At 43.8% G+C, this 18,831-nt stretch carries 14 protein-coding genes and 1 pseudogene; 4 read left to right on the plus strand and 11 right to left on the minus strand.

Going from position 1 to position 18,831, the window contains the following annotated elements:
- Window positions 1-207: 207 nt before the first annotated feature.
- The 3 genes and pseudogenes from AC1D7X_RS22515 to AC1D7X_RS22525 all read right to left on the minus strand — a co-directional run bounded on the left by AC1D7X_RS22515 (window position 208) and on the right by AC1D7X_RS22525 (window position 6,836).
- On the minus strand, window positions 208-2,961 hold the full coding sequence (locus tag AC1D7X_RS22515; protein ID WP_495476178.1) for a beta strand repeat-containing protein: 2,754 nt from the start codon (window positions 2,959-2,961) through the stop codon (window positions 208-210).
- 375 nt (window positions 2,962-3,336) lie between these two features.
- Window positions 3,337-3,753: pseudogene (locus tag AC1D7X_RS22520) on the minus strand (collagen-like repeat preface domain-containing protein); the annotation flags it as partial.
- A gap of 539 nt (window positions 3,754-4,292) precedes the next feature.
- Window positions 4,293-6,836: an exosporium glycoprotein BclB-related protein gene (locus tag AC1D7X_RS22525; protein ID WP_495476170.1), complete on the minus strand. Its 2,544-nt coding sequence runs from the start codon at window positions 6,834-6,836 to the stop codon at window positions 4,293-4,295.
- Between the two features lie 192 nt (window positions 6,837-7,028).
- Here AC1D7X_RS22525 and AC1D7X_RS22530 point away from each other — a divergent pair, with 192 nt between their 5' ends.
- Genes AC1D7X_RS22530 through AC1D7X_RS22545 form a run of 4 tightly spaced genes read left to right on the plus strand, consistent with a single transcriptional unit; the run spans window position 7,029 to window position 11,335 of the window.
- Window positions 7,029-8,135 (plus strand): tetratricopeptide repeat-containing glycosyltransferase family 2 protein, encoded by a 1,107-nt coding sequence (locus AC1D7X_RS22530; protein WP_495458687.1) that lies wholly within the window; start codon window positions 7,029-7,031, stop codon window positions 8,133-8,135.
- Entirely contained in the window at window positions 8,132-9,709 is a 1,578-nt protein-coding gene (locus AC1D7X_RS22535; protein ID WP_495458688.1) for a glycosyltransferase, read from the plus strand. The genes AC1D7X_RS22530 and AC1D7X_RS22535 overlap by 4 nt, the downstream gene beginning before the upstream one ends.
- Window positions 9,710-9,750: 41 nt before the next feature.
- Window positions 9,751-10,602, plus strand: a complete 852-nt coding sequence (locus tag AC1D7X_RS22540) for a hypothetical protein (RefSeq protein WP_495458689.1) — start codon at window positions 9,751-9,753, stop codon at window positions 10,600-10,602.
- Window position 10,603: 1 nt separating this feature from the next.
- Complete coding sequence (locus AC1D7X_RS22545) at window positions 10,604-11,335, plus strand: class I SAM-dependent methyltransferase (RefSeq protein ID WP_495458690.1); 732 nt, start codon at window positions 10,604-10,606, stop codon at window positions 11,333-11,335.
- A gap of 149 nt (window positions 11,336-11,484) precedes the next feature.
- Here the strand turns inward: AC1D7X_RS22545 and AC1D7X_RS22550 are convergent, their stop codons facing one another.
- The 8 genes from AC1D7X_RS22550 to AC1D7X_RS22585 form a co-directional block, all read right to left on the minus strand.
- Complete coding sequence (locus tag AC1D7X_RS22550; RefSeq protein ID WP_495458691.1) at window positions 11,485-11,745, minus strand: hypothetical protein; 261 nt, start codon at window positions 11,743-11,745, stop codon at window positions 11,485-11,487.
- The gene (locus AC1D7X_RS22555) at window positions 11,742-13,154 is read right to left on the minus strand and encodes a hypothetical protein (RefSeq protein ID WP_495458692.1); all 1,413 of its coding nucleotides are present in this window, start codon (window positions 13,152-13,154) and stop codon (window positions 11,742-11,744) included. Before AC1D7X_RS22555 ends, AC1D7X_RS22550 begins: the two co-directional genes overlap by 4 nt.
- 176 nt (window positions 13,155-13,330) lie before the next feature.
- On the minus strand, window positions 13,331-13,843 hold the full coding sequence (locus tag AC1D7X_RS22560; protein WP_495458693.1) for a hypothetical protein: 513 nt from the start codon (window positions 13,841-13,843) through the stop codon (window positions 13,331-13,333).
- Between the two features lie 357 nt (window positions 13,844-14,200).
- Window positions 14,201-15,070: a metal ABC transporter permease gene (locus AC1D7X_RS22565; RefSeq protein WP_495458694.1), complete on the minus strand. Its 870-nt coding sequence runs from the start codon at window positions 15,068-15,070 to the stop codon at window positions 14,201-14,203.
- 1 nt (window position 15,071) lies between these two features.
- Complete coding sequence (locus AC1D7X_RS22570) at window positions 15,072-15,986, minus strand: metal ABC transporter permease (RefSeq protein ID WP_495458695.1); 915 nt, start codon at window positions 15,984-15,986, stop codon at window positions 15,072-15,074.
- Entirely contained in the window at window positions 15,983-16,717 is a 735-nt protein-coding gene (locus AC1D7X_RS22575) for a metal ABC transporter ATP-binding protein (RefSeq protein WP_495458696.1), read from the minus strand. The genes AC1D7X_RS22570 and AC1D7X_RS22575 overlap by 4 nt, the downstream gene beginning before the upstream one ends.
- Window positions 16,718-16,719: 2 nt before the next feature.
- Window positions 16,720-17,631, minus strand: coding sequence for a metal ABC transporter solute-binding protein, Zn/Mn family (locus tag AC1D7X_RS22580; RefSeq protein ID WP_495458699.1), 912 nt, complete (start codon window positions 17,629-17,631; stop codon window positions 16,720-16,722).
- A 533-nt stretch (window positions 17,632-18,164) separates the two neighbouring features.
- Window positions 18,165-18,626 carry an RNA polymerase sigma factor gene (locus tag AC1D7X_RS22585; protein WP_495458697.1) on the minus strand — a complete coding sequence of 154 codons (462 nt, stop codon included), beginning with the start codon at window positions 18,624-18,626 and terminating at the stop codon, window positions 18,165-18,167.
- Window positions 18,627-18,831: the final 205 nt, after the last annotated feature.

Raw genomic sequence — 18,831 nt, forward strand, 5'->3', positions numbered from 1 at the left:
GGTTATCTAAAGACTAAAGTAGATGCATTTGTAGTCAGTCTACTCGATGTCTTTATTATAATTATTTTCGATAATTTTAGATATATTTTTAATAATAAATGCTTAATTTTCCCAAAAAATAATAAAAAACCATAAAAAATGAGTCTCTAGAATCGCTTCTAAGACTCATTTCTTATGGTTAATTGTTAGCTCAATTTACTTGTTCTATTATGTCAGTTCATGCACAGACCACACTGTCCCCGATGGCGCTGCACCTCCAATTGACAACCCGATGGTCAATCCATTTGCAACATAGAATATACCGATAACATCTCCTGCATTTAATTGTACGTCAACTGTTAATGTGACCGAACTATTTCCAAGTATTGTTCTTAAGCTTAACAACAGCAAAATATTTACATCTAGGATTGGAAATAGACCTGTTACCAGATCAGTGACCGCAGGTGATGTTCTTCGAATAACAAACGAAGGACTTATCCCTGACCCTAGAGCAACAGAAATCGACGCAGTTGTTGTATAACTGACGACTGCCTTGATCGAATACCTTCCTGTTGTTGGCACGGTATAAGATCCTGTTGCCGCGTTAAACCCCGTCCCAGTGTAGTACGGTGTTGTAACCGTCCAATTGTCTAGTTGTTGAGTCGCACTCATAGTAGAAGATGCCCGTTGAGCTGAAAATCCAGTTGCTAATACATTAGGTCCTGTAGGTCCTGTGACTCCTGTAACTCCCCTTACTCCCGTGGCTCCTGTTACTCCGGTTGCACCTGTTGCTCCAATCCCCGTTGCTCCTGTTACACCAACTGCTCCTGTGGCTCCTGTGGCTCCCGTGACTCCTGTGACTCCAATTCCCGTTGCTCCTGTTGCACCAATTGCTCCTGTTGCTCCTGTTACACCAACTGCTCCTGTGGCTCCGGTTGCACCAACTGCTCCAGTTGCTCCCGTAACTCCTGTTACTCCGGTTACTCCCGTGACTCCTGTGACTCCTGTGACTCCAATCCCCGTTGCTCCTGTTGCACCAATTGCTCCGGTTGCTCCGGTAATTCCTGTTGCGCCTGTTACACCAACTGCTCCAGTTGCTCCTGTTACTCCGGTTGCACCTGTTGCTCCAATCCCCGTTGCTCCTGTGACTCCGGTTACTCCTGTGACTCCAATCCCCGTTGCTCCTGTTGCACCAATTGCTCCGGTTACTCCTGTTACTCCGGTCGCTCCGGTAATTCCTGTGGCTCCTGTTACACCAACTGCTCCTGTGGCTCCTGTTGCTCCAATCCCCGTTGCTCCTGTTACTCCGGTTACTCCCGTGACTCCTGTGGCTCCGGTTGCACCAACTGCTCCTGTTGCTCCTGTTGCACCAATTGCTCCGGTTACTCCGGTAATTCCTGTTGCGCCTGTTACACCAACTGCTCCTGTGGCTCCTGTGGCTCCCGTAATTCCTGTGGCTCCGGTTGCACCAACTGCTCCTGTGGCTCCTGTGGCTCCTGTAACTCCCGTCGCTCCGGTCGCCCCTGTGGCTCCAATCCCTGTTGCTCCTGTTATTCCTGTGACTCCTGTTACACCAACTGCTCCTGTGGCTCCTGTTGCTCCTGTTGCTCCTGTTACACCAACTGCTCCTGTTGCTCCTGTGGTTCCCGTGACTCCTGTGACTCCAATCCCCGTTGCTCCTGTTACTCCGGTTGCTCCCGTGACTCCTGTGGCTCCGGTTGCACCAACTGCTCCAGTTGCTCNTGCACCTGTGGCTCCAATCCCCGTTGCACCTGTTACTCCGGTTGCTCCCGTGACTCCTGTGACTCCAATCCCCGTTGCTCCTGTTACTCCGGTTACTCCCGTGACTCCTGTGGCTCCTGTGGCTCCTGTTACACCAACTGCTCCTGTTGCTCCTATGGCTCCAATCCCCGTTGCTCCTGTTACTCCGGTTACTCCCGTGACTCCTGTGGCTCCGGTTGCACCAACTGCTCCTGTTGCTCCTGTTGCTCCTGTTGCTCCTGTTACACCAACTGCTCCTGTTGCTCCTGTGGTTCCCGTGACTCCTGTGACTCCAATCCCCGTTGCTCCTGTTGCACCAATTGCTCCGGTTACTCCTGTTACTCCGGTCGCTCCGGTCGCTCCGGTAATTCCTGTTGCGCCTGTTACACCAACTGCTCCTGTGGCTCCTGTGGCTCCCGTAATTCCTGTGGCTCCGGTTGCACCAACTGCTCCTGTTTCTCCTGTGGCTCCTGTAACTCCCGTCGCTCCGGTCGCCCCTGTGGCTCCTGTTACCCCTGTTGCGCCTGTTACACCAACTGCTCCTGTGGCTCCTGTTACTCCGGTTGCACCTGTTGCTCCAATCCCCGTTGCTCCCGTTACACCAACTGCTCCCGTAACTCCTGTGGCTCCTGTGGCTCCAATCCCCGTTGCTCCCGTGACTCCTGTGACTCCTGTTACACCAGCTGCTCCCGTAACTCCCGTGACTCCTGTGGCTCCCGTGACTCCTGTGACTCCAATCCCTATTGCTCCTGTGGCTCCTGTTACACCAACTGCTCCAGTTGCTCCTGTGGTTCCCGTGACTCCTGTGACTCCAATCCCCGTTGCTCCTGTTGCACCAATTGCTCCTGCTGCTCCTGTAGCTCCTGTCGACCCTGTTATACCATCAACAGCTGTGGCTCCGGTAGCTCCTGTTCCCCCTACTTCTCCGGTAGCTCCCTTTTCTCCCGTTGCTCCAACTGCACCTGTCACTCCGGTAGCTCCCTGTTCTCCAGTAATTCCCGTACCTCCAGTAGTACCAATAGCACCCGTCGCTCCTGCTACCGCCAATATTGTATAGTCTGGTGAACTGTCCGGTGTCCCTATTGGTCCGGCTACGTTTGTAATATACGTACTCCCATTATATGTAACCACTTGACCTACTGAATACGTTGGACTCACCGCTGGATCAAACACAACAATTCCTTCTAATCCTATACCGGTCGCCCCTGTTGCACCCGTCACTCCGACGCCCGTAGCTCCGGTAGCGCCAATGGCGCCAGTCGCTCCTGCTGCAGCCAACAATATATAGTCTGGTGAACTACCTGGTATTCCTGTTGGTCCAGCTACGTTTGCAATATACGTACTCCCATTATATGTAACCGCTTGACCTACTGGATACGTCGGACTCACCGCTGGATCAAACACAACAATTCCTTCTAATCCGGCTCCTGTAGGTCCAATAGATCCAGCTATCCCCGGTACTCCCGGTACTCCCGGTACTCCCGGTACTCCTGGCACTCCTGGCACTCCTGGTACTCCTGGTACTCCTGGTACTCCTGGTACTCCTGGAGGACCTATTACACCATACAAAGGTAACCCTAATGCTATTGAAATTAATGTTTGAATACGTCTAATATGAATAACTAATTCGTCCTTACATCCAGGATCTACATGCGATATGAGAACAGCAGCTAATAATTCTACCAACAATTGTTGTAAGTTAATCCCCACACTTAAACCCGAGAAAGGAGTTACCTCAGTAGATACGATTGTTAATTCCAGTATTGAGTGAAGCTCAGCTCGTTCAGGATCGAATATCTTTAACTTGCCTAAAAGATCCATCAATGATCTAAGAACTCTTTGAAGATCCTCTACATGAATTGTCGTTGAAGAATTAAGTACTGAGGGGATAATTTCAGTAAGTTCAATTACTATTTTTAATAGTGCTTTACCATCCTTCGTTCTTATTGGACTACGAATCCTTCCTTTTCGTCCAAGAATTGCATCACCTTTAAATCTTCTATGATCCGCCATGAATCTATATCTCCTCCTTATCTTCTTAACTGAGTTCCTATAGAAATAGCCCAATCTACAGACGTTATAGATATATTCCTAAGTTGTGTATTTATTGCAAATACAGATAATCCTTATGTCGATTAATACGGATTTGAAATGAAAATCTTAGATCAATAACTTGTAACAGCAATGCAGCTGCGCTTAACTGGATACAAATGATTCAGGTCGTGAAACTTTTGAGTACTTCCGACCAGGTAGTTAAAGAAAATATTTAGGTACATTAGCAAAGAACTAAGTATTTGAAGATATAGACCGAATATCTAAACATGCAATCCGAATCCACATGGGAAAGACTACGGCAAGCCCGACAGAACCTTCAAAAAAAGTCGGTTTTTCCATAGTGATATCCTCCCTACCTCTAAAATACTGAGAGCAGGATATTATAGTTGAATTGTTATTGAACGCGATCGTATTCGTTTAACAAAAATGAAAAGCCAGCAAAGATACCTCTCTACTGGCTTTACATAAATAATAATAAACATTAGACCGATTGTAATTTAACTTATTGCGATACCTGCACTTGCATATCCTGCGACAGTATTTAATAAGGAAAGTCCGGTAGCTGTCGTTGAAAATACTAATAATAATCGGGTCTCTGCAGTTACCGGTATTGCCAGCCCTGTAACAATACCGTTAGAGATGTCCCCAATCGAGATAGCTCCGGTAAGAGCAGGTGCCAATGTTACAAGAGTACCTGCAATTGGAGAGAAACTGTTATTAGGTGTCGTTGAACTGTACAGCTGTGCATTTATGGTTATGGTTGAACCCACCAAAGCAATTGCAGCAGTTATACTAAAATAAGCAGCAATGGAAGTTATCGTTCCCGCACGCGGTACAGAGAATGCAAAGTTCAATAGCGTGCCCGCAGCTCCAGTAAGATCTATTGTCGCGCCTAATACACTAAGACTTGGTGCCGAGCTACCAAACCCAATAAGACTAGGTGTACCCGCAAGTCCCCCTGCAATAGTTGTTAATGACACAGGGATCCCCGAAGCAAATGGGATAATAGCGCTAGATCCTGCTGTTCCTGTTGCTCCCGTTGCTCCTGCTGTTCCTGTTGCTCCTGTCAATCCTATAAGACCTATCGGTCCTGTTGCTCCTGTCAATCCTATAAGACCTATCGGTCCTGTTGCTCCTGTCAATCCTATAAGGCCTGCCGCTCCTGCTGGTCCTGTTGGTCCTGTTTCGCCTGTCGCTCCCGTCGCCCCTGTTGCTCCCGTTGCTCCCGTTGCTCCCGTTGCTCCTGTTTCGCCTGTCGCTCCCGTCGCCCCTGTTGCCCCCGTTGCTCCCGTTGCTCCTGTTTCGCCTGTGACTCCTGTTGCTCCTGTTGCTCCTGTTTCACCTGTGACTCCTGTGACTCCTGTTGCTCCTGTTTCGCCTGTCGCTCCCGTTGCTCCTGTTGCTCCTGTTTCGCCTGTTACTCCTGTTGCCCCTGTGACTCCTGTTGCTCCTGTTTCACCTGTCGCTCCCGTTGCTCCTGTGACTCCTGTGACTCCTGTGACTCCTGTCGCTCCCGTTGCTCCTGTGGCTCCTGTTGCCCCTGTGACTCCTGTTGCTCCTGTTGCGCCTGTCAATCCTATAAGGCCTATCGCTCCTGTTTCGCCTGTTGCTCCCGTGGCACCTGTTGCTCCTGTTGCTCCTGTTTCACCTGTCGCTCCCGTCGCTCCCGTTGCTCCTGTTGCTCCTGTTTCGCCTGTTGCTCCCGTGGCACCTGTTGCTCCTGTTGCTCCTGTTTCACCTGTCGCACCCGTTGCTCCGGTTGCTCCCGTGGCTCCTGTTGCTCCTGTTTCCCCTGTTGCACCCGTAGCTCCTGTTGCTCCTGTCGCTCCTGTTTCTCCTGCACCTGTAGCACCTGTCGGCCCTGTTGCTCCTGTTGCTCCTGTCGCTCCTGTGGCTCCCGTTTCTCCTGCACCTGTTGCACCTGTCGGCCCTGTTGCTCCTGTGGCTCCTGTTGCCCCTGTTGCTCCTGTCGCTCCTGTTTCTCCTGCACCTGTAGCACCCGTCGCTCCTGTTGCTCCTGTCGCTCCTGTAGCTCCTGTGGCTCCTGTTGCTCCTGTTGCTCCTGTTGCTCCTGCTCCTGTAGCTCCCGTTGGTCCTGTTGGTCCTGTTGGTCCTGTTGCTCCAGTAGCACCTGTTGCCCCTGTTGCCCCTGTCGCACCCGTTGCTCCTGTTGCTCCTGTGGCTCCTGTTGCTCCTGTTGCTCCTGTTGCTCCAGTAGCACCCACTCCTGGACCCGTTGGTCCTGTAACTCCTGCTACACCCGTCGCACCTGTCGCACCCGTTGCACCCGTAGCTCCTGTTGCTCCTGCACCGGCTATCAACAGATAATCCGGCGAACTGCCCGGCGTTCCCACTGGTCCTGCAACAAGAGCTATATAAGTACTTCCTTGAAAGGTGACTACCTGACCCGCAGGATAAAAAGGACTCTGTGCTGGATCAAAAATCACAATACCTTGAAATCCTACTCCTTGTGGACCAGTAGGACCTATCGGTCCTGGGACCCCCGGAACTCCTGGTACTCCTGGTACTCCTGGCACACCCGGAACCCCTGGTACTCCTGGTACTCCTGGTACACCCGGAACCCCTGGTACTCCTGGTACTCCTGGTACTCCTGCCGGACCTTGTGGTCCCTGAGAACCAAAAATTGCTATGGAAATAGATACCTGAATGCTCCTAATTTCAATAACTAAATCATCCTTACAACATGGATCTATATCCGAGACTAGAATAAATGCTAACAATTCTGCTAACAATTGTTGCAGATTCGTTCCCACACTTATCACTGAAAAAGGAGTTACTTCCGTTGAAACAATAGTTAATTCCAATATCGATTGAAGTTCAACGCGGACCGGCCGACATAATTTTGATTTTTTCAAAAACTCCATCAGTTGTCGTAATACTTGTTGTAGATCGGCTATATGAAGTGGTGTCGGATTCGTAAGTACGAGGGGGACCACCTCTCTTAGTTCGCACACTATTCTCAAGAGATCTTTGCATTCCTTCGTTTCATCACCTTTATTTTGTTTGTGATCATCACTCATTCGTCACTATCTCCTCCTTTGTTTAATTCTTCGAATATCATAGTAGATTTGGACAATGTCCAGTCTGCGCATGATATCAACATATTCCGAGAAAGAGTATAAGTTGCAGAAAAATATCTATTTTTTTTGCTTTATCATATTAAATGTATTAAAAACATACAGTCTAAATATGTAAATATACGGAGGGGTTGTATGATAACTATTAGTCTTTGCTTAATTGTTAAAAATGAAGAACAAACATTAGATCGGTGCCTATCTTCAGTAGCAGATCTTATGGATGAAATCATTATTGTGGACACGGGTTCGACAGATCTCACGAAGAGCATTGCACATCAGTACACAGAACACTTATATGATTTTAAATGGATTGATGATTTCGCAGCTGCTCGTAATGAAGCTTTCAGTCATGCGACTAAGGACTATATTTTCTGGTTAGATGCAGATGATGTATTGAAATCAGAGGATGCCAAGAAATTGAAATTTCTAAAAGAGACACTTGACCCATCCGTTGATTCGGTTACCATGGATTATCATTTAGGGTTCGATGCTTTTGGAAATGTATCATCCAGTGTCAGACGCAATCGACTCGTTAAACGGAGTAACCAATTCCGCTGGATTGGCGCAGTACATGAGTATCTACAAGTACATGGGAACATCATGAATAGCGATATTGCAATAACACATAGCAGTATTCATCATGATAGCGATAGAAACCTTCGTATCTATGAACAACGATTCTTAATGAATGAACAGTTCTCTCCACGTGACCTTTATTATTTTGCGAACGAATTGTTAGACCATCAAATGTATGAACGAGCCATTACTTTCTATGAAAAGTTCTTGAATACGAAAGAAGGTTGGATTGAGGATAATATTTCAACTTGTGGGAAACTATCCGATTGCTATCACGGCCTGAATAACGGAGAAAAAGCATTAGAATCAGCTTTAAGATCCTTTCAATATGATGCTCCACGTGCTGAATTTTGTTGCAGAATAGGATATCACTTTCTACACAAAGACCAAATTAAAAATGCGATTTTCTGGTATAAAACAGCTACGACACTTGAACGAGGAACTGATAATTGGGGCTTTCAGAACCTTGCTTGCTCCACTTGGCTTCCTCACTTACAGCTGTGTGTCTGCTACGATCGAGTTGGCAACTATCAACTTGCTTACGAACATAACGAAGAATCTCGTAAATATCGCAGTGACGACCCGAGCATTCTGCAGAATAAATCTTATTTAGAATCTATTCTCCTTAAAGTAGAGGAAACTGTCTCGTCTGGTGAATCTTTATGAGCAATCAGAAGAAACATATTTTAATAGGAAGCCCTATTCATCAGAAGCCTATCATCTTACAAGAGTTCCTTTCTTCTCTTCATCATTTGGAACAAGATCACATCGAGTTAAGCTACTATTTTATCGATGACAATATAGATCAAGAATCAAGCTTACTTCTTCAACAATTCTCCCAGGAAACTGAGAACGTACTCCTTCAACAATCGGGACATTTCGATGAATATATTCGAGATGACACTACACACCTTTGGAATTCCAATCTAATCTGGAAAGTAGCCAATTTCAAAAATAGAATGATCCAACACGCTGCCTCATTAGAATATGATTACTTATTTCTTATCGATTCTGACCTCATTCTCCATCCAAATACAATTGAGCATTTGGTTGCGGCCAATAAAGATATTATTTCAGAGATCTTCTGGACACAGTGGCAACCACACGCTATGCTCCAACCTCAAGTATGGATGCGAAATGAATATGACCAATGGGAACAACATCTCGGTGAGCGATTACCTGACCAAGAAATCACTATTCGTTTCGAACAATTTATAGCAAAGCTGCAGATCCCCGGATTATATGAAGTAGGAGGTTTAGGAGCATGTACTTTAATTAGTAAGCATGCTATTCAACTCGGTGTGAACTACGATCCAATACGCAATATTTCTTTTTGGGGAGAAGATCGCCATTTCTGCATCCGTGCTGCCGTATTAGGTATACCCCTATTTGTGGACACTCATTATCCTGCACTCCATCTCTATCGGGATACGGATCTGAATAAAGTATCTTCTTTCAAGAAAGAATGCGGAATCCTTCATAATGAGGAAGATGTGCCATTAGCTGCTCAACAAGATTCTCCTCTTGTGGAAGTTATTTATGAGAATCCCAAAATAACACTAACGATGGTTGTGAAAAATGAGAGTACCCGCTTTCTCAGACAAGTTCTTGAGGAACATCGTAAATACATTGATGAGGCCGTTATTATTGATGATTGTAGTAGCGATGGGACTGTAGATTTATGTTATGAAGTCCTTGAAGGTATTCCTGTACGTATCATTCAGAACGTGGTCTCTAAATTCTCGAATGAGATTGATTTACGGAAGCAACAGTGGGAAGAAGTCGTCAAAAGTAATCCTGATTGGATCCTTAATCTGGATGCTGACGAAATGTTCGAACCTCGATTCGCGAAAGAAATCCGCTCATTACTTCGAGAAGCTGAAGTAGATCTGTTCTGCTTTCGTCTGTTCGATTTCTGGGATCCTGAGCATTACCGGGAAGATCTTTATTGGCGTGCCCACTTTAATTATCGCCCTTTCCTTGTACGCTACAAAAAGGACTTTGTATACCAATGGAAAGAAACAGCTCAACACTGTGGAAGGCTTCCGGAGAATATTTTCGCCTTAGCACACTCCTTATCTGACCTGAGGTTAAAGCATCTTGGATGGTCGAGGCCAGAATACCGTTTGGATAAATATTTAAGATACAATGTACTAGATCCTAACGGGGAATTTGGTTGGAAAGAGCAATATGCCTCCATTCTAGATGAACATCCAAATCTAGTACCGTGGGTAGAATAAAAGAAATCACATATAGATAGAGATAGAGAAAGGAGTTTCTAATGAGAATCATTCATACCATGCCTCTTCTTATTCGTAGTGAACCTCTAAATTCAGAAGATATGACTATGGTATCGGCGTGCTTTGAGAGCCTAGCCTTATCTGATGATCCACTTGTCATTATTTATAATCAAGGGGGGCTGAGCAATGACCAATTGAACCAGTTGTGTACTACTTTTAAACTACCAGCCATCATACTCGGGTCTGGAGAGAATGTAGGCATTGCTCAAGCAAGACAAACTTGTTTCGAGTATATTTGGAAGCATTATATCGATACACCGTACATTTCCGAAATACATGTTGATATGGTGTTTTCTCCGAATTGGCATGTTCCTTTAATCGAATATTTAGATCACGCAGATGATCCTATGCTCTCACCCGGAATTATTACAATCAATGGTGAATTGCAACCGCTTGGACAATACACCACCATTCCTTCAACATATGGTGAATTAATCACTCACTTGGAGAGTTTAAGTATAGATGAATTACATTCCGGTTTTGTACACCCCGTAGTACATAAATCGAGCGCTCTACAAGCTGTAGGTGGATATGATATCGAGTTCTTACGTGGTAAACAAGGATATGAGGATGACAGTCTCCTCCTTGGTTATGTGTACTACATGGGAACCCGAAATCATTGGCGCCCGAAATGCTATCTGAAATCTTGGGTATACCACGCCACTATGGCGCAACGCATGTCTCTACCCGATAAACATATTGATTTCGCCTTAAATGAAAAGGGACTATTTCAACAATATGGTGCTTACGGATTAAAGCAATTATCTGAAATCCATTCAAATTCCGAAGGTTTCAAGCAGATGATCCATCGATATATTCATGAGGAGGACTAATATGATTGATCAACAAAAAATGGTGTGGGACAAATTATGGTCACATAAAGTTTCATATCAATGGGACGCACTTAGCCAAGTAATCTATGACACTATCCTCAAATGGGTCAATCCCATTCAGAGTTTAAACATATTGGAAGCTGGATCTGGAACCGGCAAAATTTCTTTGCGGCTCGCCCTTGAGGGCGCTAAAGTGACCCTTGTAGATTATTCGGAGAAAGCGTTAGCGAATAGTCGAGAAGCGTTTGGAGCAGAAAGTTGTCAGGGAACGTTTATATTATCCGATATACGTAACATACAAACATCCGATCATAAATATGACCTCACTTGGAACGCTGGTGTTTTAGAGCATTTTACATTTGATGAGAAAGTAACGATCATAAAGGAAATGACGAGGATCACTAAACCAGGTGGCATTATTCTGATCTTAACACCGTATGCAAAATGTCTACCATACAGAGTAGGGAAAGCATTTGCAGAGAAACAAGGGAGCTGGATGTATGGTGTAGAAGAACCCGTGAACACACTTGCTCAGGAATTTGAAGCTAGTGGCATTTCTCTACTGGATGAGACAGATATTGGCTTCGTGAACAGTCTAGATTTCCTTGACTTTATACCTCAATCGGACATCATGAAACAATCCATTATTCAATGGTATCAGGCCTTATCCGCTGAAGAACAGAGTTTCTTCCCTGGGTATCTCCTTGCCAGTGTAGGAAAAAAGGAAGCTTAACTACCTCCTATTTTTCAAAATAAATCTAATATAGCGTGCGAATTAGGGCTACTCCTCCCCCTAACTGCACGCTATTCTTTTTGTTATTTTGCCGGTGTAATACCATTCTATAAGTAAGGGGACTATTACCATGTAATAGAAATACTCCCTCACGACGAAGACATTGCTCTATATATACGCTCTGAGATTGTTCCTACGATACCCGCTTGAGAAGCTAGAATTTCACTGTATTTACTCCACATTTCGAAATCTTCATCATTAGGACACTTATCAAGAAGTGCAACCATAAACCGAGGTTGAAGCGGGATAATCCTCACATCCCCAACGATATGTACCTCCTCTCGGTCAGGTAAAAGTTCCAGCATTCTTTTGTAAGGAAAATATTCCTTCGAAAGTTGATACGTATTCATCCCCAATACACCGCTCGAAGAGAGGAGCGAGGAATATAGTAAAAAGCTTCAACTGAAGATCCTTCCCTCACATAAGATCCTGCTTCCTGAATACGACGATGTGCAGTTAATGAAAGCGGAACAGGTAATGGTTCTTTAGGAATATGAACCTGTGCATCCAGATTAGGACTACCATTTCCTGTATGAACCACGACATCAGCAGATTCCCGACACATGAAGTCAACCACTCGCGTGATATAATCCGATTCATAAGTTCGAGATGTGAACATAAAAGCTATGGCTTCTCCTTTAACTAACATGAATGCCGCAGCCATAGCGTCATGCCATTGGTCGACTTCACGTACCCTAATCACGCCATCCAACCAGTCACCCATTCCTTGTTCAACCCATGGAGATTCCAGTTGCGGACCTAATTGAATGCCAATCCATTGAATTCTACAATACGTCTGTTCCAACTGTATTTGATACCAAGACTCTAAAGTGCTAGGTAAGAATTCATTTACGACAAGAATAACCGTTATCAGAGAAGTCTCCTGATCAAGTTTTATGAAAGGTTGAGTCGGACATTGAAGAATATCGATCTCAGATATCCATATCTGGTCAGAACGACCCTCCACTCCCCATTTCGAGCAAAATGTTCTCCTTATATCAACATCGGAGGGAATTACTTCTATCTGTGTTGGTTGAAGTGAACAAAGTGCTTGCACATAGACATCCTCACATAGCGCTAACTGCCATTTAAGTATTCGAGCTCTCAGACACCAATCCGCTATTTTCAGTTCGCGTGAGCGAAGGAGTGGATCGAGTCCTCCTATTTCATCGAGTAACTTACTCCGAAATAAAAGACATGATCCCGTAAGGATTGGAACTGGACGCCATAACCCTTGATTTCTGGGATGGTGATCCTCAGCATAGCCGGTTAGATCAGCATGAGCTGCAAACCATAAATCAAGCTTTCCATCTAAATGTTCAGTAGGTGACATCGGGGCGACGATCATAACATCCTCTTCGTCAAGACATGGCCAAATTAGACAGGACAACCATCTCGGTGTGACCATAATCCTATCTTCCATAAGTACTGCAAATGGAGTTACAATGGATGCTAATGCTTGATTCACTTGATCTATTCCTGCCTTGTATGGCCAGAACTCAATGGAGTCTTCCTTCTCAAAATGGTGTTGAATCGAAGGGAAATCCATACTTCCGGGGAGAGCAACAATACGAATGGGTTGATCACAATGTAGTAATAAGAGCTGCAAGCTAGGAACAGCCCATGTTGGATCCGTCATTTCAACAATGATGGTTACCCGATCCGTATTTGGAAATGTAATCAATCCTTGTTGTTCTAAATGTGCGAACCTTTTCTTGATATACTCCGTATTCACTTCGATATTCCCCATATTAGACATGATCCGTCACGTCCCATCATCAGACTGTTCTATAGTTATTGTATGATCGCTTAGATATCATATCCCATAATTATCCATACGATTGTCCATTTAGTTAATCCGTACAACAAAAGGACTGAACCGATGAGTGATCATCAGGTTCAGTCCTTTATGATATTAGAATTATGAGATTAATTTTATGGAACAAATTGTTGCACAATTCTTACTACGACACCATCTTGTATCGTTAAATGATAAGGAAATTGTTTCAGATCTATCATATCAGTCTTCGCAAATTCCGATTCAAATGTATCCAGAGACATGGGCTCATTCCAGATGATGTCCATTCCTTCATAAGTACCATCACGATCATAAATTTGCATGAGAACTTCGACATTGTCTGATACTTTATACGTGGTCAGTTCTTCATTATCATTAATGATGTAATAACCATCTGGTGGACCATCTAGATCACCGGTGTCCTGTTCCCGTTCTAGAAATACTTTGCTAGCCTCTTCACCTTCATACCATTCAATATCATCTGCTTGGATTACCAGATGACCTTCTTTATGTTCAAGTTGTGCAATATAAGCCGTGACGGTATCCTGCTTCTTCTGTACTGACTCATAGCCAACTGCACTTGCCGATGTGATAAAAGTTAAAAGTACAACCATCATAATCATCATGAATAGAGCGGATTTTTTTCTCATGGAAATTCTCCTTTTATTACGAGTGGATACGCAATATTTAACTTCTTATAACCATTCTTACCCTGTGGAAAATAATTCAAACACCTTTATTCCCATGAATAACCCTTTCATAACTATAGACGATTCAGGATGGCTAAACGTTGCAATTTAGTTACAACATCATTTAAATTTTGTACTTTTGAGATACAATTATTTCACCGTTAAATATATCGGAAAGAAATCGCCCTTTAGTAAAATGGAGTTAGTACTTACCATTTTAAAAAGGGCGACTTCTTTATACATTCCATACATTCTAAAGACCCTAAACTAGACTAACCTTCCTTACCCTGTCTTATACTCCTTCGTTAATCTGTTACTTTATGTTTTGACCGTTCTGAAGTACTGAGCAAGCACCCCATGTTTCGGTGAACACAAGAAACTAATCATAAATACAATCCCTGTTGCAAAGGCCATGGAACCTGAGATCGAAGTATCTAGAAGTACTGCAATATAATAACCACCTATAGCCGACATCACTCCGAATGATCCGCTTAGGACTAGCATCATCGACAACCGATCTGTCCATAAATAGGCGGCAGCTGCAGGTGTAATCAGCATAGCTACAACCATAATGGCTCCTACAGCATCAAATGCTGCAACGGTGGTAATGGATACTAATGACATGAATATATAATGCATAAGTGCCACCGGAATACCAATACTGGCTGCAAGCATGGGATCAAATGAGGTGATTTTCCACTCTTTATAGAAGGCCAATATGGCAATCACAACAATAATTAATACGATGATAAGAATAAGGGTAGCCTCGGGTATGGAACCCAACCAAGACAATTGGATCAAATCCCAAGGAACAAAGGTGATTTCCCCCATTAGTGCATGTTTCACGTCTAGATGCGCATTCCCAACCTGTGTAGCAATCATAATGACCCCGAGGGCAAATAGGGTGGTAAACACAACACCGATCGATGCATCTTGCTGTACCCCTCGGGAATTAAACCATTGTACTAACACCGCTGTGAGAAGACCTGCAATAATTCCGCCGACCATCATGTGCCAGCCGCTCAATTCGCGTGTAAGTAAATAGGCGCTGACGATACCAATTAATACCGAGTGACTAATGGCATCGGCCATCATAGCCATCCGTCGAAGAATAAGGAAGACCCCCATCAATCCACAAGAAAGTCCCACAAGAGATGCAGTAAGTAAAATCCATGCAGTATACGTCATGTTATTCTCCTCCTTGCGTGAGGTTAGACTGTGAAGAAGAGACATGCGTTTTTCTCTGTGTGCGAAGCTGCAACGCTTGGATCAACAGTCCCTTCTGGGCACCGAATACGAGGGATATAACAAATAACGCCGAAGAGGTCACGATAATAAACGGTCCTGTGGGCCAGCCCTGCCCCATTGTACTAATAATCGTTCCAATCATTCCCGCACCACCCCCAAATAGAGCAGACAGAATGACCATCCATTTGAAGGATTGTGTCCAGTACCTTGCACTCACTGCTGGAATAATGAGCAATGCCGACATCAGTATGACGCCAACAACTTGAATACCTGTAATAATAACAAGTACGAGAACCGTTAAGTAAATACCATTCATAAGCCGACCTGAAAGTCCAAGTCCTCTTGCGAAGTCAGGGTCGAATAAGAATAGCTTCCACTCTTTGAATCCAATAAATAAGACTAATATGACAAGTGCTGCAAGCATGAGCATCGTGTATACATCTTTACGAACCATAGAAGCCGCCTGCCCAAAAATAAAGCTATCTAACCCACTTTGATTACCACCTGGCATTCGGTTCACCATAGTTAGAAGCATAATCCCGAACCCGAAGAACACCGACAGAATAATCCCCATGGCTGTATCTTCCTTAATTCGGGTTGATGAACGAATCCATTGAATAAGAAAAGCTGCAATGACTGCACTGATCGCCGCACCTGCCATCATCATCGGTAAGCTCTTCACGCCAATCAATGCGAAACCTATCACAACGCCAGGAAGAGCAGCATGTGATAAAGCATCACTCATCAGGCTTTGCCGTTTCCAATAGGAAAGACAACCCATCATCCCCGATGCCATCCCCAGAATTAACGTGCTAAAAATAACCCATTGTGCATTGTGGGACAATAATATATTCATGTTGTTGCCTCCATCATCCAACGGAGTGTTCCTCCATACGTTTGATAGACATTATCCTTCGTAAAGACATCTTTTGTCGTGCCATGAGCGACTACCGTACGGTTTAACAACAATACATGATCGAAGTAATCCTCGACCGTTTGTAGATCATGGTGTACGACCATCACCGTCTTCCCTTTCATTCTTAACTCATTAAGAATCGTCATAATGGCTTGCTCCGTAGCCGCATCCACGCCAGCCAATGGCTCATCCATGAAGTATAGATCAGCCTCTTGTACAAGGGCACGTGCTAAGAATACACGTTGCTGTTGTCCCCCGGATAACTGACTAATCTGGCGTCCAGCATAGTCAGCCATCCCCATTTTCTCAAGAGAGTCCATCGCCTTCTCACGATGTTCGCGTTTCGGCCATTTCAACCATCCTACCCGTCCGTATAATCCCATTAATACAACATCAAGTGCATCTGTCGGGAAATCCCAATCCACCGAACCACGTTGAGGTACGTAACCGACTCTCGTTTTCATTTTATTAAGTGTAGATCCAAAGAACGATACATCTCCAGAAAGTTTAGGATGTAGATCTAGCATTACTTTAAGTAATGTAGATTTACCTGCTCCGTTAGGTCCTACAATACTAGTTAACGAACCGGGTTGCACATTAAACGTGACATCATTCAACACTTTATTCTTCCGATAGGAAGCGGTCAGATCATTTACAGTTAATACAGCCATAATCACTCACCCTTTCCTGTTAATGCATGATGGATTACCTCTACATTGTGTTTGTACATTCCAATATACGTTCCTTCTGTTGTTCCCTTTGCTCCCATAGCATCTGAGAACAACTCCCCACCTAATTGCACCTTGAGACCAGCGCTTGAAGCACCTTCTATTACAGCTGTTATCGAACTCTTATTGATACTACTTTCTACAAAGACCGCGGGGATCTGATATTCAACTAATAGATCAATCGTTGTCTGGATGTTCGATATTCCAATCTCAGCCTCAGTACTCAACCCCTGTAGTCCTACAACTTTCATGTCATACAACCTACCTAAATATCCGAATGCATCATGTGCGGTTACTAGCACTCGCTTTTCTTTTGAAATCTGAGATAGTTGTTCTTGTGTGGCTTCTTTGAGTGCATCTAATTGTTCGAAATAAGTCCGTTTGTTGTTCTCAAAATAAGCTGCATCCTCCGGCGAGAACTTCTTCAATTCTTCCGTTGCAGCCTGTAATCCTTGCTTCCAAAGGTCAATATCAAACCATATGTGAGGGTCGATGGCTCCAGTTGCATCCGTAAGTAACTGATCCTTCGGTATATCCTCAGTAATCCCTAGAACGGGTCTAGTCTTGCTAATATGATCGAAGATCTCTCCCATCTTCCCCTCAAGATGATGTCCACTGTAAAAAATAACATCACCATCTGCAAGCTTCTTAATATCACCTTGTGTAGCATTGTATAGATGGGGATCAACGCCAGGGCCCATGAGACTCACCACATGAACCCGATCTCCACCGATGATCGATATAGGATCTGCGATCTGCCCAATGGTTGTCACCACTTTAATCTTGTTACTCTCTTCCGAATTATTCTCAGCTGAACTACACGCCGATATTACAAGTGATAGTCCAAGTAACAACATGACTCCAATATTTAGCTTCCTTCTTTTTCGCAATCTGCTCTCCTCCTATATATTCCGAGTATGTAAAAGTGTCTCTATAGTTTTTTAAGCTTTTTAAATTAACCTCAGCTATAATTGTTTCCCTAATGCAAAATTCATTCCCTTATCCAAAAATAATTCCTATCCAACTTTTTGTCAAGATGTATTTTCGTTTACTGAAATTACTTTATTCAGTCAAATAGCCTGTTGTTCGCAAAATAAGCTTGTTATACAAGGTATTTTCACAATAAATAATAATTATCTTTTACATGGTTAAATAACTTTCGTTAGGACAACAATATTTTGCCGATGTAATAAACGAGGTCGTAGCGCACACAAAAAGACCATCGGTGTGGAAAATAGCCGATGGTCTTCCTGTGCTCGTTAATTATATTAGTCTTGATCGATATTGGAGAATTCAACTCAAATGGAAAATCAAATCAACGTGGAAAATTCAAATCAATCCACTTGGATAATTCAATTGAATACTTCAATCAGATACTTCAACAGATACATCAATCCTCAGCAAGTGTTGCTTCGGAAAGTCCCGGATAAGGAATAAACATTATTCCGTCTTGCTCTCTGTTGCTCTTATACTCCAATAAAGTTTGATGAATTCTATTTCTTTTCTTCAATAGATCCAAACAATGATTGTGAGCAATTTTATACAACCACGCTGACAATGAGACGGTATGGGAGAATCGGTGGATATGCTCTAACCCTTTTATAAATATATCCTGAGCAGCATCCTCTGCTTCTTCTTGACTCTTAAGGAGGTAATAACAATACAGAAATATCTGGCGTTGGAATTTCTTTATAATCAGGCTATATGCCTGTTTGTCCCCTGCTTGTACCTTATCGATCGCAGACATGATCTCCATAGCAGAGTTCTCCCTAGTAAAGTTCTCTCTAGTAAAGTTCTCCCTAGTAAAGTTCTCCCTAGCGAAGTTCTTATCTGAAACATGCGATTCATTCACTTGATTCCCTCCTTTCTGAATATATAACTGAAAATAATAGAGGTTTGTGACAGATAGACTATTTTTATTCTTATACTTCAAAAGTAAAATCCATAAGAAAAGAGCCTTGCTTTCGTAGTGTTAGTTACCAAACATTGACTACAAGAAGGCTCTTCGACTCCGGCGTAATATGTAACTGGATTTTCTCCAGCTAATTTTGCTTATC

The organism is Paenibacillus sp. Y568 (genome assembly GCF_059445545.1).